General features: G+C 46.6%; 15 protein-coding genes. All 15 read right to left on the reverse strand.

All coding sequences use genetic code 11. The annotated features are described in order from the left end of the window. Positions 1 to 61: 61 nt before the first annotated feature. The 15 genes from metK to asnB all read right to left on the reverse strand — a co-directional run bounded on the left by metK (position 62) and on the right by asnB (position 18,113). Positions 62 to 1,264, reverse strand: a complete 1,203-nt coding sequence (gene metK / locus ACFO1S_RS08290; protein WP_378126587.1) for a methionine adenosyltransferase — start codon at positions 1,262 to 1,264, stop codon at positions 62 to 64. Positions 1,265 to 1,384: 120 nt separating this feature from the next. Continuing rightward, positions 1,385 to 1,648, reverse strand: coding sequence for a small, acid-soluble spore protein, alpha/beta type (locus ACFO1S_RS08295; protein ID WP_204602824.1), 264 nt, complete (start codon positions 1,646 to 1,648; stop codon positions 1,385 to 1,387). Between the two features lie 103 nt (positions 1,649 to 1,751). Continuing rightward, positions 1,752 to 2,621 (reverse strand): dTDP-4-dehydrorhamnose reductase, encoded by an 870-nt coding sequence (rfbD, locus tag ACFO1S_RS08300; RefSeq protein ID WP_204602823.1) that lies wholly within the window; start codon positions 2,619 to 2,621, stop codon positions 1,752 to 1,754. Beyond that, positions 2,618 to 3,598: a dTDP-glucose 4,6-dehydratase gene (rfbB, locus tag ACFO1S_RS08305; RefSeq protein WP_204602822.1), complete on the reverse strand. Its 981-nt coding sequence runs from the start codon at positions 3,596 to 3,598 to the stop codon at positions 2,618 to 2,620. Before rfbB ends, rfbD begins: the two co-directional genes overlap by 4 nt. An 11-nt stretch (positions 3,599 to 3,609) precedes the next feature. Beyond that, positions 3,610 to 4,161, reverse strand: coding sequence for a dTDP-4-dehydrorhamnose 3,5-epimerase (gene rfbC, locus ACFO1S_RS08310; protein ID WP_204602821.1), 552 nt, complete (start codon positions 4,159 to 4,161; stop codon positions 3,610 to 3,612). A gap of 158 nt (positions 4,162 to 4,319) precedes the next feature. After that, entirely contained in the window at positions 4,320 to 4,814 is a 495-nt protein-coding gene (locus ACFO1S_RS08315) for a hypothetical protein (RefSeq protein WP_204602820.1), read from the reverse strand. 25 nt (positions 4,815 to 4,839) lie between these two features. Beyond that, positions 4,840 to 5,712 carry an NAD-dependent epimerase/dehydratase family protein gene (locus tag ACFO1S_RS08320; RefSeq protein WP_204602819.1) on the reverse strand — a complete coding sequence of 291 codons (873 nt, stop codon included), beginning with the start codon at positions 5,710 to 5,712 and terminating at the stop codon, positions 4,840 to 4,842. A gap of 10 nt (positions 5,713 to 5,722) precedes the next feature. Continuing rightward, a complete protein-coding gene (locus ACFO1S_RS08325) occupies positions 5,723 to 6,955 on the reverse strand; it encodes a glycosyltransferase family 4 protein (RefSeq protein WP_204602818.1) in 1,233 nt (410 codons plus the stop codon). A 2-nt stretch (positions 6,956 to 6,957) separates the two neighbouring features. After that, the gene (locus ACFO1S_RS08330) at positions 6,958 to 7,518 is read right to left on the reverse strand and encodes a sugar transferase (protein WP_204602817.1); all 561 of its coding nucleotides are present in this window, start codon (positions 7,516 to 7,518) and stop codon (positions 6,958 to 6,960) included. Positions 7,519 to 7,543: 25 nt separating this feature from the next. Then, entirely contained in the window at positions 7,544 to 9,679 is a 2,136-nt protein-coding gene (locus ACFO1S_RS08335; protein WP_204602816.1) for a bi-domain-containing oxidoreductase, read from the reverse strand. Positions 9,680 to 9,691: 12 nt separating this feature from the next. Then, a complete protein-coding gene (locus ACFO1S_RS08340; RefSeq protein ID WP_204602815.1) occupies positions 9,692 to 11,863 on the reverse strand; it encodes a heparinase II/III domain-containing protein in 2,172 nt (723 codons plus the stop codon). A gap of 16 nt (positions 11,864 to 11,879) precedes the next feature. Then, the gene (locus ACFO1S_RS08345; protein ID WP_204602814.1) at positions 11,880 to 13,322 is read right to left on the reverse strand and encodes a hypothetical protein; all 1,443 of its coding nucleotides are present in this window, start codon (positions 13,320 to 13,322) and stop codon (positions 11,880 to 11,882) included. A gap of 10 nt (positions 13,323 to 13,332) precedes the next feature. Then, a complete protein-coding gene (locus ACFO1S_RS08350) occupies positions 13,333 to 14,937 on the reverse strand; it encodes a glycosyltransferase (protein WP_204602813.1) in 1,605 nt (534 codons plus the stop codon). Next, on the reverse strand, positions 14,924 to 16,219 hold the full coding sequence (locus tag ACFO1S_RS08355; RefSeq protein WP_204602812.1) for an oligosaccharide flippase family protein: 1,296 nt from the start codon (positions 16,217 to 16,219) through the stop codon (positions 14,924 to 14,926). The genes ACFO1S_RS08350 and ACFO1S_RS08355 overlap by 14 nt, the downstream gene beginning before the upstream one ends. After that, positions 16,209 to 18,113 (reverse strand): asparagine synthase (glutamine-hydrolyzing), encoded by a 1,905-nt coding sequence (gene asnB / locus ACFO1S_RS08360; protein WP_204602811.1) that lies wholly within the window; start codon positions 18,111 to 18,113, stop codon positions 16,209 to 16,211. The genes ACFO1S_RS08355 and asnB overlap by 11 nt, the downstream gene beginning before the upstream one ends. Positions 18,114 to 18,119 lie beyond the last annotated feature (6 nt).

An 18,119-nucleotide genomic window follows, 5' to 3' on the forward strand; every position in this document is an offset into this window, starting at 1 on the left:
AAAAAAAGCGCAATGTCCTCCTTCATAGAGGCACATTGCGCTTTAGCCTATGGCATTCGGATTAAGCCAAAGCCCCTTGCTTCAAGGCTTCGACACGATCAAGGCGCTCCCATGGGAGATCGACGTCCGTACGGCCGAAGTGGCCGTATGCTGCCGTTTGGCGATAAATCGGACGACGCAGATCCAGCATCTTGATGATGCCTGCCGGACGCAGATCGAAATTGCCCTTGATGAGCTCAACCAGCTTTTCCTCCGCGACTTTACCCGTGCCGTAAGTATCGACGTTAATGGAAACCGGGCTCGCTACGCCGATTGCATAGGCCAGCTGGATTTCGCATTTGTCCGCCAATCCGGCTGCAACGATGTTTTTGGCCACATAACGGGCCGCATAAGCCGCCGAACGGTCGACCTTCGTCGGATCCTTGCCGGAGAAGGCGCCGCCGCCATGGCGAGCATAGCCGCCGTAAGTATCGACGATAATTTTCCGCCCTGTGAGTCCGGCATCCCCTTGAGGTCCGCCAATAACGAAACGGCCCGTCGGGTTGATGAAGAACTTCGTATCGGCATCCAACCATTCCGAAGGCACTTCGGGATAGATGACATGCTCGCGAATATCGCTTTGGATTTGCTCCAAGGAAACCTCCTCGGAATGCTGCGTCGAAACGACGATCGCATCTACGCGAACCGGCTTTCCGTCCGAATATTCTACCGTCACTTGCGTCTTGCCGTCCGGACGCAGATAGCTAAGCTTGCCGTTCTTCCGTACCTCGGACAAACGGCGGGACAAGCGATGCGCCAATGCGATCGGCAAAGGCATAAGCTCAGGAGTTTCATTCGTGGCAAAGCCGAACATCAAGCCCTGATCTCCTGCACCGATATCTTCGTTCTCTTGTTGTACGTCTTTGCCGTCGCGCGATTCGAGAGCTGCGTTCACGCCCTGCGCAATGTCGGCGGACTGCTCGTTCAAGGAGGTCAGCACCGCGCAGGTGCTGGAGTCAAAGCCGTATTTCGCGCGAGTATAACCGATTTCCTTAATCGTACGACGAGCGATTGCAGAAATATCAACGTAATCGGCCTTGCTGCTGATTTCTCCGATGACTAGTACAAGTCCAGTTGCGACGGATACTTCGCAAGCTACGCGAGCATACGGGTCCGCTTCCAGAAAAGCATCCAATACCGCGTCCGAGATTTGATCGCATATTTTGTCCGGATGGCCCTCCGTGACCGATTCGGATGTGAAAAGATGCCGGCCTTTAATCGACAAAGTCTCCAACCTCCACATATAAAAATCAACCTTTTCCACTTGGAAAAGGTTGTTAAGAATAAACCTTCAATTGATAATGATACCGGAACTGTCGAGGAGTGTCAATGTACGGAAGCCCGCTTACACGATCGTCTGCTGGGCTTGCTGAACCAGTCTTTTGGTAATTCCTCCGCCGACCGAACCGGCTTCTCTGGATGTCAAGTTGCCAAGATAAGCTTGCCCGAAGCTCGCCGATCCTATGCTGCCCAGTTCACCCGCGAATTCTGTGTCGAGTCCTTCCGCATGCTGGGCGAATGGAACTCCCAGCTCGGATGCGATTTCGTATTTCATCTGTTGGATGGCGTTCGCGCATTCGGGAACGATCAATTTATTGCTTCTTGCCATGACGTAAAAACCTCCTTGAATGTGATGAAGGTAGTATGTGCGGCCTCGCCACGTTCAAGGCGTATGACTTAATGGGTTCCCGGGGAAAATGTAGAAGCCCCGCTTATGCCTTTCCATCAGAGCGAGACAGAAAATCGCGTAACGCTTTCCGCCAATGCCGAAGCGGCGCGAACCCCGCCGCTAGGAGAGCGTCTCCGCCCAATACCGAATAGGCCGGCCTTGGAGCCGGGCGCGGGAATTGTTCGGTCGTGCACGGAAGTACGACGACATCTGTGATTCCCGCCTCCCGGAAGATTGCTTGCGCGAATTCGTACCAGGTGCAGGCTCCGCTGTTCGAAGCGTGATAGATGCCGAATTTACGGCTGGCCGTGAGGTCGAGTAGAAATGAGGCAAGATCATAGGTGCAGGTCGGCGCGCCCACCTGATCGTGAACGACGGAAATCTGCGGCCTGCTTCGTCCAAGCTCCAGCATGGTCCGAACGAAATTGTTTCCGTATCTTCCGTATACCCATGAAGTCCGAACGATAAAGCATTGGGAGGCCGCTTTTGCAGCCGCTTGTTCCCCTGCCAGCTTGGTTTTCCCATAGATGGTTTGGGGAGCGGTCGGATGATCTTCTCTGTAGGGACTGGTTCCCGCTCCATCGAATACATAATCGGTGCTGATATAGCAAAACTTAGCTCCCACGGCTTCCGCAGCTACAGCGACATGACGCGTACCGTCCACATTTACCCTCCAAGCCTCATCGGGTTCGGACTCCGCCTGATCCACGGCCGTGTACGCCGCAGCATGAATCACGATATCCGGCCGAATGGAGGAGAGCGCCGCCAGGCATCGCTCTCCGTCCGTAATATCCAGCTCTGAGCGATCCAATCCCACAATATCGACCTGTGCGGTTGTCAGCCGGATAAGCTCCTGCCCGAGCTGCCCTCCGGCTCCCGTCACCGCAATGATCGGTTTATCGCGTTCTCTCATCGTCGATACTCCCCTGTTGCGATACGGTCCAGCCATTCCCGATGCTTCATATACCAATGAATCGTCTGCCGAATGCCCGATTCGTAATCGTATTGGGGATGCCAGCCGAGCTCGCGCCGGATTTTAGTCGAATCGATCGCGTACCTTCGATCATGGCCAAGCCGATCCTCTACATAACGGATGAGCGATTCCGGCTTGCCCAGCTCCTTCAGTATCGTGCTTACGACTTGAAGATTTGTACGTTCGTTGTTTCCTCCGATATTGTAGACCTCTCCTTTGCGGCCATGATGAAGTACTAGATCGATTGCCTTGCAGTGATCTTCAACATGCAGCCAGTCGCGCACATGTCGCCCGTCTCCGTATACCGGCAACGCCCTGTCTTGCTCGGCCTGTGTAATCATCACGGGGATCAGCTTCTCCGGAAACTGATACGGTCCATAATTATTTGAACATCGAGTAATATTAACATGCAGATTATACGTTTCGGAGTAGGCCCGAACCAGCAGGTCAGCGCCCGCTTTGCTAGCCGAATAAGGGCTATTGGGGGCGAGCGGCGTATCTTCGCAAAAGAGCCCTTCCGTCCCGAGCGTTCCGTACACTTCATCCGTAGACACTTGTACGAACTTCGGAAGTCTATATTTTCTTGCCAGCTCCAGCAAGACTTGCGTTCCGTTCACGTTGGTTCGCACGAAAACCCCAGGGTCGGCAATACTGCGATCGACATGCGATTCCGCAGCGAAATTCACGATCGCATCGAAGCCTTCTCCGACAGTCTCCTCCATCGCTGCGGCATCGGAGATGTCCGCTTGTACAAAGCGATAACGAGACGAACCCTCGATATCCTTCAGGTTATCCAGATTCCCCGCATAAGTCAGGACATCTACATTCACGACCTCATACTGCGGATGCTCGCTGAGCATATAACGTACGAAGTTACTTCCGATAAAGCCTGCCCCGCCTGTCACCAATACTTTCATGCTGCTCACCCTTAATCAACAAAGTTGTATTCTGCGTGCTCCAGCAACGGATGCAGGGAATCCTTGGGAGAGAGAATCGGGGCGCGCGCGGGCCAGATGATTCCGATGGCCGGGTCGTCCCATCTAATTCCTCTATCGTGCTCCCTCGAATAGGCTTGATCCACTTTATACTGAACCTCGGTATTGTTCTCCAAGGTGCAGAAGCCATGAGCGAATCCGACCGGAACGAATACCTGGCGCTTATTGCGTGCGGACAATTCAAAGCCCTCCCATTGCCCGAAGGTCGGAGAGCCCCTGCGGATGTCGACCATAACATCGAAGACCGCTCCGGCTGTCACACGGACAAGCTTGCCCTGCGCCTTGGGATGAAGCTGGTAATGCAGTCCGCGTATAACCCCCGCGTCCACAGACAAGGAGTGATTATCCTGAACGAACGCTTCCGGCAAGCCTATGGCCGCATAGCGCTCGGACTGATAGCTCTCCATAAAGTAACCCCGGTCATCCTCAATAACAATAGGTTCAATAACCCTGACTCCCCGCAATCTGCCCTCTATAACCTTCACTTGATCACCCGCATAGGAAAATTACCGGCTTCGGCATCTTCTATCGTATTCACAAGGCAGCTCCTTGCTCTTAGGTAGCTGCGGTTATACAGAAAAAAAACTGCCAAGCCCAAAAGGCCTGACAGCAGATTCATGCTTAGATAACCTATGATTTTCTATTATTGCTGAAGCTTGTACTCTCCCCGAACAAGAACGATCAATCCCTTGGACTGTTTCGGATCCGCTTCAACGCCTCTTGCGCCTCTCGGATTAAGAATAAGATGATTGTTGCCTACCGCCTTGCCCGGCTTAATATCCAATCCGTCCGTCAGATCGGATAGCCCGTTGGCATCCGAGCTATAAGCGATCGCTTTGCCCGAACGGACGATCAGCTCGCCGCCGTCGCCGACAATCAGCTTCGTGCCCCACGGCACCGTAACCACTTCAAGCTTCGACGATGCGGCTCCGCCCCCGGAGCCCGCCTTCTCCAGCTCTTGCTTCACAAGCTTGGCAACCGCTGCATCCACATACGCTTTCGTGACAATCGGATCGTCGACGGAGCCGGGGGTAGATCCGCCGTCCGCTTCGGCAGTCGATATGGCGCCTGCCGTGCCGATCGTCGCTGCCAGTACGACCGTTGTTCCCCATACTGCCCATTTCTTCTTTTTCTGCACGAGTATCCTCCCGTTTCAGCATGTTCTATCTTTTTGTACGCGATGGTGTGGGTGAAAGTTGCGAAAGCTCAATTTCCGATTTTAAGCCCTCTTCAAAACTTCTTGGTTGATAGCCGAAGTCCGCAGAAGCTTCCCGGTATTCGAATACTTTGTCTTCTTGCATCCGCAAAACCTGTTCTCGTATGATTCCTTTATACCTGAAAACATTGTTCAACACCCATATTCCTGCCACTGACAGCCAGATAGGCATATGAATCACGATTACCTTGCGAAATGACATTTTTTTAATGAGGCTGATGATTTCAGAGTAGGATACAATCGTTTTTCCCGATATATTATACTGCTTGCCGTATGTTGCCTGATTGCCTGCACACCTGACGACTGCCTCGGCAAGGTCATCCACATGCACTGGTTGAAATAGATTGTTTCCTCTTCCGAATACAGGGAATATCGGGCTTTTCCCAATAAACTGAATTAGTCTCCACATATTCCGATCCTTCGGGGTTCCGTAAATCAAGGTGGGCCTTAGAATGGTGACAGGGACAGCGGAAGTTTCTCCAAGAATTCGGCTCTCAACCTCTTCATATTCCAATCGACAAGATCGATATTTCGAGAAAATTCCGGTTGTGTGTATTAAAACAACATGCTTGATCGAGTACTCTTGGGAAACCTTTAGAACAAGAGGGGATAACGTAGTATTGGCGGCTTGTATGACCACCTCAATCGGATACGCTTTGAATATTGACCTTAAAGCCTCTTCCGTATATCTCTCTATTTGAACATAGGGAATACCCGGGGAGTCTATTTTTTTTCGAGACGTCCCCAGCATGGCTACCCCTTTTTTTTTCAACTTGTTAATGATATGTTCAGCGGTATTTCCGGTCATTCCAATGATCAAGTACATAGCTTCACCTTGTCGTAATAGACTGTAATAGTCTGCTATATTTGCCGGCCAGCGCATCTCGCGAGTAATTTCTCCCCACAAAGAGCTTGCCGAGGTTCCCCAGTTCATCTCTGAATGGACGATCATCAGCTATACGCAGCACAGCTTCCGCGATGGCCTCAACATTCTCAGCCTGAACGACGATCGCTCCTTTAGAATCTTCCAATATTCGCGCCGCTTCTCCGGCTAGAGAGGCCACGATTGGACAACCTGAGCCCATAATTTCAAACATCTTTGACGGAATATATGCACTGAACAAGGGTAAGTTCCGAAGAGGCACAAACGATAAATAAGCAGCCTGATAGAACAATGCAATTTTTTCTTTTGGCTGCTCATGAATAAATTGAACATTGCCCAATTGCTTTTCTAGCACAAGCTCTTCAAGCTTTCTTTTTTCGGCTCCTTCCCCTACGAAGACAAAGTAGAGATCATGACGATGCCGTAATTGATCAGCGACTTCGATTATTGTAGACAACCCTTGCGAGATCCCATGCGCTCCGACATACAATAAAATCTTCTTTTCTCCCCATTGATAAGCTTCTCTGAGAGATTGAACGGCTTCTGGGTGAAGCGCTTCAAATTGTGGAAGATCGACGCCATTCGTAATAACCTCTATCTTGTTCTCGGGAATCCCCCGCTCAATAAGCTGCTCCTTAAATGATTTTGTCACCGTAACTACTCGTTTGCTTCGCCGGTAAAGAAAAAGCTCCATTCTCTCCAAGCAGGAAATGATCAACTTGTTTTTTAATGCGCCCAGCTTTACAACAGCATCGGGCCAAAGATCGCGAACCTCGAAAACAAAAGGCTTCCTCTTGAATACACTATAAAATAAACCTGAGAATACAGAAAAAAACGTAGGAGAGCTCACCAAAATAATGTCCGGTTTCTTCACCTTCCAGAACCCGAATAGAATGGATGAAAACATGAAAGAAAGGTGTCCCAACGTTTTCTTGTAGAAGCCCTCGTTCGGTGTAGCATATACGTAGTTACGAATTATTGTCACGCCTTCGATTTCCTCAACCTCTGACCGCTTCCCTTTGTACTTGTCCGGAACAATGCCTGTCGGATGATTGGGAAAACAAGTCACGACTTGAACCTCGTGACCTTCTCTCACCCAATATTTCGCCATTTCAAACAGTCTTGCCGAAGGCGCGCCAATCTCAGGATAGAAATAGTGGCAAATAACAACAATTTTCATTTTCAGTCTTTGACTCCTTTTGAAAGCACAACCGAAATCATAGTTAATCCCATGATTTTCAAATCGAAGAACAGAGAGTGGTGTTTTAGATAATAATGATCCAACTCCGCTTTTTGCTCATCCGTGATATCGTCTCTGCCATTAATTTGTGCCCATCCTGTCAATCCTGGAGTTAAACGGCTGACCCCCAGACGATCGCGAAGAACGATCAGATCATGTTGATTATGGAGCGCAGGTCTTGGGCCTACAATGCTCATATTTCCAATCAATATGTTCAATAGCTGAGGCAATTCATCTAAACTCGATTTGCGGAGCAATCTACCGATGCGTGTAATATAACGATCCGGACTTTTCAACAAGTGCGTCGGCAGCTCTGGGGTATCGATCCGCATAGTCCTGAATTTATAAATCCAAAACGGGTTTCCCCCGCTCCCAATTCGACGCTGTTTAAAGATGACAGGCCCAGGGGATTCAAGCTTGATTATTAAGGTAATCAGGATCAGTAATGGTGAGAAAATAATAATCGCCAGCATAGCTAATAAAATATCGATTACTCTTTTCATCCGGCATCCCCCTTCCAAAATAAACTCAGCTTAGTTTTATTTGTTCGTTGATTCGGAAGCTTGTCTCGGTCACCTCGAAAATTTCATCCAATGGAATTGGCGGACCTTTTTTTAATCTTACTGCATCGATAAACGATTTAACACAATCTTTTTGACCTTTATCTTGAGTCCAAAGCCATTCCTTCTTGAAATTGCTCCAGCCCGAGCCTTTAAGTACACGATAGTTATCCAATTGAAGAATCTTCCCGCTGACAAACGCTTCGAGTCTTTCTTTAGGGAAAGACTTATGTCCATTGGCCAAGTAATGGACCGTTCCTATCGAACCGTCTTCGAATGAAAGAGTAAAGGTCACATTATCCTTGGAAGCCTCGGGATTTCCCGCCCCCATCATAGACAATTGGATTTTTTTTATGTTGCTGTTTGCCAAGAATCTGATCGTATCGATGAAGTGGCAAGCCTCTCCGATGATTCTTCCGCCGCCAATTTCCTCATCCTGCGTCCAGTGACTCTTGGGGATGGCGCCAGCATTAACTGTATAAACAAAAGCTTTGGGTTCCTTGGCTTGATCGAGAAGCCGTTTCATCCTAGTAATCAGAGGAGAGAACCTTCGGTTAAAGCCTACGGTCAACACTTGGTTTTCTCTTAGTTGAAGCTTTTTAATTCTAGCGAGATCCTCATGCGTCAAGCATAAAGGCTTTTCTACAAATACATGTTTCCCTGCCGACAATGCTTCAATGGCATATTGGGCATGGCTGTCGTGTCTTGTCGTAATGAATAGGCAATTAACATTCTCGTCCTCTATTAATTGGCGAACATCCGTTGTCGTCCGCGCAAACCCATACCGCTTTCCAACATGGGCTCCATTCACTCCGCCGCTGCTGGCAATATTCACTAAGGGTACCCCTAGCCGCTTAATTGCCGGAATTAAAACTTGGTTTGAATAGTTCCCCGCTCCGATCATTCCAACTCCCGGCGCCTGTCCTGCCAACGTCTCGCTACTTAGCTGTATAGATTTGGCGAACGCTTGAGCAGCATCCACTGGCATTTGCGAATTATACTCGATATATTTAAGAACGATGCCCAATGCTTTGCCATCCGATAACGCTTGATAGGCAGCCTTAGCCTGGTCGATTTCAAAGTGATGTGTAATTAAACTTTTGATATCAATCCTTTGTTGTTTGACAATCTCCAGCACAGCCTCGAAATTTCTCTGTTCAGTCCATCTGACAAATCCTAGCGGATAATCATTCCCCTTCTCTTCGTAAGAAGGATCGTAACGTCCCGGACCATAAGAACAAGATACTTGAAAGCTGAGCTCTTTTTCATAGAAGTCCGCTCTGGAAAGCTCAAGGCCTGTTACCCCGATAAGTACTAGCCTTCCTCTCTTTCTGCACATCTGGGCGCCTTGATGCACCGGCTCATTACTCTTGGTAGAGGCCGTAATAAGTACCCCATCGACACCTCTGCCCTGAGTTATCGTTCGAGCCAGCGCCTCAACGTCTTCATTCTTGGACAAATCCGCAGGGATTACGCCAAGCTTGCGAGCAAGCTCGATTCTCTCGCTATTGTAATCCGTTCCGATAACCTTGCATCCATTCGCCAGCAACAACTGAGCGGTTAAAATACCAATAAGGCCAAGCCCCATCACGACAAAAACTTCCCCTATTGTAGGTTGCGCAAGCCGTATTCCCTGAAGCCCGATGGCGGCGATTACCGTGAAGGCTGCATCCTCGTCACTTACCTCTTCAGGGACTAAAGCACATAAGTTTTGCGGCACGCAAACTACCTCGGCATGATGTCCGTTTGATACAACCCGGTCGCCCGGCTTAAATGCGCTTACGCCTTGACCTACCGCAATCACGGTACCTACGTTGCTGTAGCCTAGAGGAAGAGGCTGATCCAACTTAGTCCTTATCGCTTGGACCGTCGGAAGGATGCCATCCGTCTTAATCTTATTCAGCGCTTGCTTCACCCTGTCAGGCTGCTGCTTAGCTTTTTCCAGCAGATTTGCTTTTCCAAAATCAACGAGCATCTTTTCAGTCCCTGCAGAAACTACGCTTGCTCTTGTTTTGATCAGCAGATGGCCGGGCTTAAGTTGAGGCTCTGGGATATCAACAAGCTCTGTATTCCCGTTTTTCAGGTTTTGCAAGATTTGTTTCATATGGCCCTCACCTTATACTTTTCTTTCGGATAATTTTCCATATCCATTGGAATGCTGAGCCGATCTCTCCCAATTGGCTTCAAACGGAAGATTGCAAGCATCCTTTATAACAAGCTTACGTCTTTCCACAACGAATTCCCGAACATGGAACGTATTTTTGTATTTGCAACAAACCTTAAGACTGAAGTCCGTTCTCTCAAGTAAATAACACCTGGATTGGTCCTTCATGGAAAATAAGGTTAGTTCATCATTTTGTTCGCCATCAGCTGTTTGAATCGTATTATGCGATCTGATGCTTCTAAAAAAATTCCTTCTCTCGGGCATCGGAGTGTATAAATAGGCCCCAGGGTCCGAGAATATATTCTCACCTGCAACAGCAAGTTCGAAAGACAATTTATCATTGTGAGTATGACCTGCATTCCCATTCTGGCCGTTCCCCCCGGCCATGACGAACAAGTACATCTGATTTGATTTTATAAGGAAGCCGCCGAATTCCGGATAGGCATACGAAGAAATTCCTTCGGTTAAATCATTCTCGAATTCGAACTCTTTGCAACTCGTATATTTTAATTCCGGCATTTGCGGAAGAGAGACCTTCCTCTGCTCTAGCGCAACGGGGCTTACCACAGTTTTCCCTCTGCCCAGCTCTCGAACCATTGACGCCTCCAACGGGAAATGCCCGCCGGCTCCTGAGAGGTCTGGGAAGATACCGGAAATCGCCGAAATAACCGTACCGTGATTAAGGTGATTCTCATCCCAAAATAACTCAGGCTGTAACGATGCATTGTGTGCTCTTAAATTAATATACTTTCTCTGCGCCTCATCAAAGCTCATTAGACTTCCATTAGGAGACAGCTTCAGAAATCTGCCGCTATCATTATCCCCGATCTGAGCAACATTACCGTTTGGAAGGGTAATATCTCTTGAAAATACCCCGGAATAAAAAAGCTTACTCAAGTACGATTGAGGAAAGAAGTTTGACTCTCTTTTTAGATTAAACGGTTGCGCGTCGCTTTTTTTTAGGCGCTTGATTCCCTGTACCCGATAATCGGTCAACGCCTCTTTCTTTTGCTCCAATACTCCGAATAGCAGCGCGGTAGAATAAACGACCATCTCCGCGCTCAGGCGATGGTAACACGTGGAAGCCTCGAAGTTAGTACCATCATTGTAGAACTGCTTGTTCATTTCATTGATCATCTCTTGAACAGCAAACGCCAACCAAGCATCGGATGTTTCATTTCGATCCAGATAGGCCGCCACGAACAATAAACCGCATATATTCGCCAAATAATGATTGGACGTCAAGATTTCAGACCACTCTTGATTTTCCACAATAAATTGCCCATGCTCAATCATGCTATTGCGAAATATAGCATCAAAATCCCCGTCAATGATTTGGTCCTCATCGATTTGTTTAAATAGATCATACGCTAGTAACAGATTGGCTGCACGAATGCCCACATCCATCGTACACACCCAGTTGACTCCCATTCTTACCGGATTGACGCAAATAAAATCGAGCGCTTGATTCTTAAATTCAAGAATCAGGTCTCTCCTCTTCTCCGGTACTATCAAAGAAAAGATCGCCATTTGCGGGAGATGCTGCATTCTGGCCAACTCCCAAGGCACTTTAATATCCACTCCCGGATACTTCCCAATCTCCTGCTCCTTATACCACTTTTTCGTGTCCCATCGAAAGCCGCTTTTATAGTCGAACTGCCAATCAATAGGTACGTACCCCTTAGAGACATGGCTCCATATCTTTTTAGAGGTCTCCCAGCGGTTAGGTAAAAGGAGCTTTTCCAGCCACCCCCCCGAAGCATCAAATTGATTCAGATGAGGCGACATATCGTAAATATAGCCTTCAACGCCAACTGGATGGACAGAATAATCAACACGCACCCATCCGCTGCCCAACAAGTCATAGCGATGATCCATATACATATGGATTAAGTTGTCCGCCACCTTCGGTGAAACACCCGAAACGTCCAGATTGGCAATATTAACGAAAGAAAATAGCTTTGCCTTGTCTTTTGAACCTCTAGAAGGCGCAGAATTCAAATCCTTATAACGTACGACTCGATTCTTTACTAGACGTAGAGACCGCTTTACGACCTCTCTTGCCAATCTTTGCGGAGGTGTTTTTATTGCCTTATAGAAATAAAATTTCAGATCTCTCGCCAAAGGAATAACCTCCATTTCACTGGGATTTATTAATCCGCTTAAGCTTCTGGATGCAATTGAATCCAATAATAATACCGAATATGACGCCTGCAGGCCACATCAGACCATAGGATACAGTCATGGAGTTCCGAGCGGAATCCAGGGCGATATAGACTGCAAACAGAATGATGATTCCGCCTAGCGCACTTTGCAAGCTAGCGGATTCATTCCTCCCAATGACATACTGCCAGCCAACAGAAAGTAAAAATCCAATCAAAAATGAGCCAATGATTGCAACCGATAAACCGCCTTGACTATAAAGCACGAAATGAAACGGAGCAGCCACAGAACCGCCGGGCTGCGTAGGGTTAAGAGCATCCCATACGACCGTATTGTCATCCGGCATTGAACCCCGACCAATAATGTCTTGACCCAGATCTACGGGATAGTAAGCGTGCAGGTCGGGAAAAATGGTCGGATATACTATCATTTGGGGTGAGGTTCTATTTAACGGAGCCATCGTCGCATATAGAATAAGGTTCTTGACTCTTGAGGTGTTCTCGACTTCCTGCTCTGAAAATTCCTTAAATATTTTCCGGATCTTCTTCTCCTCTGTTTGACCGCCCGTTGCAGCGCCGTTGCTGTTATTTTGCTCATGGGCAGCCACAACAGCCTCCGAAGGAATATAAGCGCTTGATGATTCTGAAATTACAGGAGCGATGATGAGCGCGAGATAAATAACGTACATTGAAATTACGGCCCCTGTGATTGATCTCATCCATTTCACTGATATTTTAAGCTTCGGCTTCTGACCCCCAAAAAAGTAAATGATCAACGTAGCCACAATAATAGTCAACCCCGTCATCAAAGGCTTTTTCTGGTAGATAAATATATTAACGCACACGATACTGATAATGATCAACAGGCTATAGAGCATTCTTTTGAACAAAGGCTTACTTTCAACAATATAGATAATCAACAACGAGGCGGCTACCGGTAGGATCGTGTAAATATTAACAAACTCAAAGAAATTCAACGTTTCAAATAGCTTGTACCTGGCTTGGATAAATGCATTATAATCCAGCCAATTACTGATAGATAACGCGACTCCGCTCCTAATAATCGAGACCACCGAGAGCAGCAAACTTATTAAGAATAATGCCAAAGTAAATTTCGAGGACAGCCGTATATCGGATATTCTGGTTGCTTGTCCGTCCTCTGACTTTCTGTACTTTATATAGATATAGATTTCGTAGCCTATCCACATCACCGCTGGAGGAATATGAAACAAAACCATCATTCTGAACAATTCGTCATAATAAAGCGTTGGCATTGTAACGCCAGAGAAATAGACGTACCAATCCCAGAAACTCTGAGGTCCAAACATCATAATCATAGCTCCGATGTAACCGGTCAGAAAATAGATGGTAAAGAAGACAAGTATCGGAATTCTTCTCTGTACCGCTAGTTTTTGAATCATGATTGCACCCCTATGAATGAACATCAATAACTTTGTTCACTATCTTTTGAGTATGGTTTAGCCAAGTGTGATTATCCAGCGCCTGCTGTCTGGCATTAGCCCCCAGTTCATTCCGCAGCCCGGAATCTTCAATAAGCTTGATTAATCCATCCTTCAAGCTCTCAACGTCGCCAGGCTTAACCATAAACGCAGTTTTTCCATGCTCGAGAACCTCTCCGATCTGGTCAAGATCGGAAGCCACGATCCCTTTGCCCATTGCCATGTATTCAAACAATTTCGTAGGTGATCCGAAGAACGGAGTGCCGTCTTTATTCGGAACATGCGGCGAAACAAGAATATCGCACGCAGCAAGATATTCCGGGCCCTTTCTCTGGGGAACGATCCCGGTCAAGGTAGAGTATTTCATCGTATCCGACCTGTTCAACGAGTCCTTTACTTGGTCCATTGTTACTCCATCCCCGATCATGAGCAGTCGAACAACCTGTTGGAGTCCGGGGTGCTCCAGCATGAGTTTGCCGAAGGCTTCCGCCAGAATTTCAGCGCCATGCCACATGCCAAAGGTTCCAATAAACCCGAGCACGATTTTGTTTTCGTAACCATACTTCTTGCGAATTAAAGCCCCGTCGATAGAGGGAGAATATTGATCGGGATCCACTCCATTTGGGTTAACCAGTATTTTTCCGGGAGCTATGCCTCTCTCAATAAGCTCATCTCTCATCGGCTTGCTTACAACGACTACCACATCAGCATAATTTAAGTTTAATTCCTCGATCTGTAGGGCAATATCTTCGTAATTGAGCTTTGACCCACCCCAATTTTTGCTAATCCACACTTCTGAACCGTTATATTCCAATACAAAAGGGACATTAAGAGCTTTAGCTAGCTTGACCCCCGCGTAGTTGTTGGACGAAAATCTTTGATAAATAAACGCAACCTCAACATGATTAAGGGCATTGCGCACATGATCATGGAACGGATAATTATAGTAAATCGGAGCTAACTCCTTGAAGTCCCTAAACCTTCTCTTCGGTAAGACGAGTTGGGTTTCGATGTCTTCACGGACGGTGGGAATATTATCGGTTGTAAAAAATATGGACTTCGAAGTAAACCGGTCCAGATTATTCAATACCCCTGCAATATGTCCAACGGAGCCACCTGCGGTAACGCCAAACCACATGTCGGTTCTGAGATAGATTGATTTTCTAGACAAGTCCACCTTCTCAAGCTGCTTTTGTTTCGAATGCGCCAGAAGCTCGCTTATATCCGCAATCGTTTCCTTAATCAGTTTTTTTCTGTTCAAGAAGTCCTTAATTGCGTTTGCCGCCAATTTACAAATCATTGCAAGCGTTATCGGATATCTCTGCCCGGCATCATCTTCCACATAACATTTTCCGCGACTTACAAATCTTAAAATGATTGCATTAATTAAAGGCCATGGAATGCTTTCAAACTTGTAAACCTTCATTACGGATGTTTTATATTTGAAAAATAATTTTAAGATAGAGCGGTTCTTTATTTTAGTCACAATCTCAGCAAATGACAAAACCGTATCCTGATGTTCCGTCTCAAGCTTTTGCGTGTTGTTGAACAGAATAATTAATTTATTTGATTTCATGGCGTTCTCCTAATTTTTTTTGGCTATATAAGTAAACGACGCTGAAGATCAACATAAGTCCATAACAGATTACAGAAGATATCGAAGCGCCAATGATTCCATATTCAGGTAGCAGAATGAAATTGAAGATAATATTTGCGACTGTGGCCGTTGCTGTCGAGTAAATTGTATTTTTCGGCATCCCCAATGAGGCAAAGTAATTCATTAGAATTGTATTAATTGAGAGGAACAGAATCCCTGGAAGCAACCACAAAAATGCAGACAAAGAAGAAATAAATTCCTCGCCGAAAAGCAATAAAATGAGAGGCTTGGACATGATCGCGGTAACCCCAATGAATACCACCATAAAGAGAGTAAATGGTTTTAGTATTTTTGCTGTAAACGCCCATCTCTCCTGCACACTCTCGATAGCTGCAAGCTTGGGGAACAGGATTGTGCCCACGACAACTGGCAGCATGTAGACGTAATCCGCAAGGGTAAGAGCAATAGAATAGTAGCCCGTTGACTCCGTATCCAGCAGATACTGAATCATAAGCAAATCGACCTTCAAGACCAGGAACGAAAGCAACGCGACAACATAGGCTTTAATTCCATACTGAAAGGTCTGATTGAATACCTGCTTGGATACTGCTAATCTACTGCTCAAATGCCTCTTGAGAACAAGCCATGCCCAGAGGATCCCGATAACACTTGTTGCCAGCACGACTACATATATCGTATTCGCGCTTATCCAGCCGGATCCAATAACCAATAGAATGGCTAAGGTGTAAAAGATTTTTGAAACCACTTCAATAAGATTAAATTGTTTTATCTCATTGATACCGATCAGCAAATTCTGCAAAAGAAGGTACAAAAGCCCTAACGGAACGCTGATCAGGGACATGACCAATAGCGTTCCTTGTATTGGAGAAATCTTTGGCCAAAGAGTAAAAACAAGATATACCATAAAAGTTGCCGTTCCACAAACTCCAAGCGCAATTACGAAACTGTTGCCCAGGAGCGCATTCAACAGCTTTTTATCTTTTGCTACATAATACGTATTGGAAGCATGAAGCCCCAAATTCCCAAACTGGATTCCGATTGCCCCAATTGTACTTGCAACCGCAACAAGCCCCCTCCCGCTGGGTCCCAAGCTTCTCGCCACTAATACAGACCCAACAAGTCCTATTAAGATTAAAAATATTCTCGTCGAGAACGTTCCTAATATGTTCATTAAGAAGGCATTGCCTGTAATCTTGTCCAGCCACAATCTACCGAAGCGTCCGCTTCCCTTATTGATCATTAATAAATTCCTTCCACCAAAGGGCAAAGTTGAGCAAGTACCAAACCTTCGGGCCGTTCTTTTGATCAATCAGCTTCATGACTTCGTCTTTATTCAGAAAATCGGTCTTGTCGCAAAAGCTGCTTAACTCCCTTTTTGTTTCTTCCCCCAGCTTGTCGAAGAACCACTCATATACGGGAACACCAAAACCTTGTTTTTTGCGGTCGATTATTTCGTCAGGGATAACTCCTCGAACAGCCTTCTTTAACAGGTACTTCGAAACCCCGTCCTTTGTTTTCATGTCCGCTGGAATACTCATCGCCAGCTCCACGAACTTATGATCCAGGAAAGGCACTCTTCCTTCCAGACTTACTCCCATGCTCATTTTATCAACGCGCATTAGAAGAAGTTCTGGAAGTCTCATATTTAAGTCCAAATAGGTCATCCAATTAAGATGTGATTTATCCCAAGCCTTTTCTTTGAACTTCTCATAAATCGGGGATAGAACACTCCAAGATGACTTGTCCTTAAACTTCTTCTGGAGTCTGGACGAAATCAACCGTTTTTTCTGGGCTTCCGTAAAGGCTTCAGCCCCTCCCCAGAATACCGGTTGATCGTTAGCTCCTCTACGCAGCAATTCGTATTGCAGGCTCTGGTCTTTGCCTAAAGCCTTCAACCCAGCTAGCCCCATCTTCTTCAAAAACCTAGGAACAGGAAGCTCATTCATCTTTTGAAGGTTGAGACTTACTTTCCACGACTGATAGCCCCAGAACAGCTCGTCTGCGCCTTCGCCAACCTGGCACACGATCGTTCCGTCTTCTCTTGCCATCTTGGAAACATAATACACAGGAACACAGACGGGGTCAGCTATTGGTTCATCTTGGAGATAGACCATTTTAGGTAAAAAATCCATGAGATCATCAATTGTGAGGAGCAGCTCGTTGTATTCGGCTCCTACGGTATCAGCCATCATCCGTGCATATTCTGTTTCATTCTTGTAGGTATCGTATTCCCCCTCATAGCCGATCGTATAGGCTTTAACCGCCTGCTGCTCCCCCTCGGAAAACAGCGCGGCGTTTGTACTGGAATCTATACCTCCAGATAAGAATACGCCGACAGGAACATCGCTCACTTTACGATATTGAACAGCCGTTCTAAGCTCATTCAGCACCATTTGAGAGATCTCGGATTCTGTTTTATCGGTTAATGGCTTGGTGTGATCCCAAACATCCCAATATTTATTTTTTTTGATGCTTCCGTCTTCGCCGATTTTAAGCCATGTGCCGGGTTCCAGCTTTAGGATCCCTTCAAACAAAGTTTGAGGCGCAGGGGTTGTTAGAAACGATAGATAATGGTAGAACGCTTCTTCATTTACCGCTCTCTTCTGATCAGGATCCTGCAACAGTGCTTTTATCTCTGAGGCAAATACAATTCTTTGGTTGTGTATGCTGTAATAAATAGGTTTAATCCCAATTCTGTCTCTGATCAGCCATAGGTTTTTTTCCTTTGTATCCCACAGAGCTATCGCAAACATTCCCCGGAATTTATGAATACATTCAATACCCCATTCTTCAAATGCATGCAAAATCACTTCGGTATCCGAGTGATCCGTTTTCCACTTATGATTACCTGTACGGACTAACTCAGCTCTTACTTCGGCATGATTATATATTTCTCCGTTAAAAGCTACCCATAAGGTCTCATCCTCATTACACATGGGCTGATTTGCCAAATTGGACAAATCAATGATCGACAGCCTGCGGTGGCCTAATCCGATTTTGCCGGACTGGTCCACCCATGTATCTCCGCCATTCGGTCCGCGATGGACCATAGTATCCCGCATCTTAGTAATATAATCTTCGCTAACCCGAAATGAACTGTTTTTAAATGACAAGGCTCCTACAATACCGCACATGGGCTC

This window comes from Cohnella boryungensis, assembly GCF_042651945.1.
Classification (GTDB): domain Bacteria; phylum Bacillota; class Bacilli; order Paenibacillales; family Paenibacillaceae; genus Cohnella; species Cohnella boryungensis.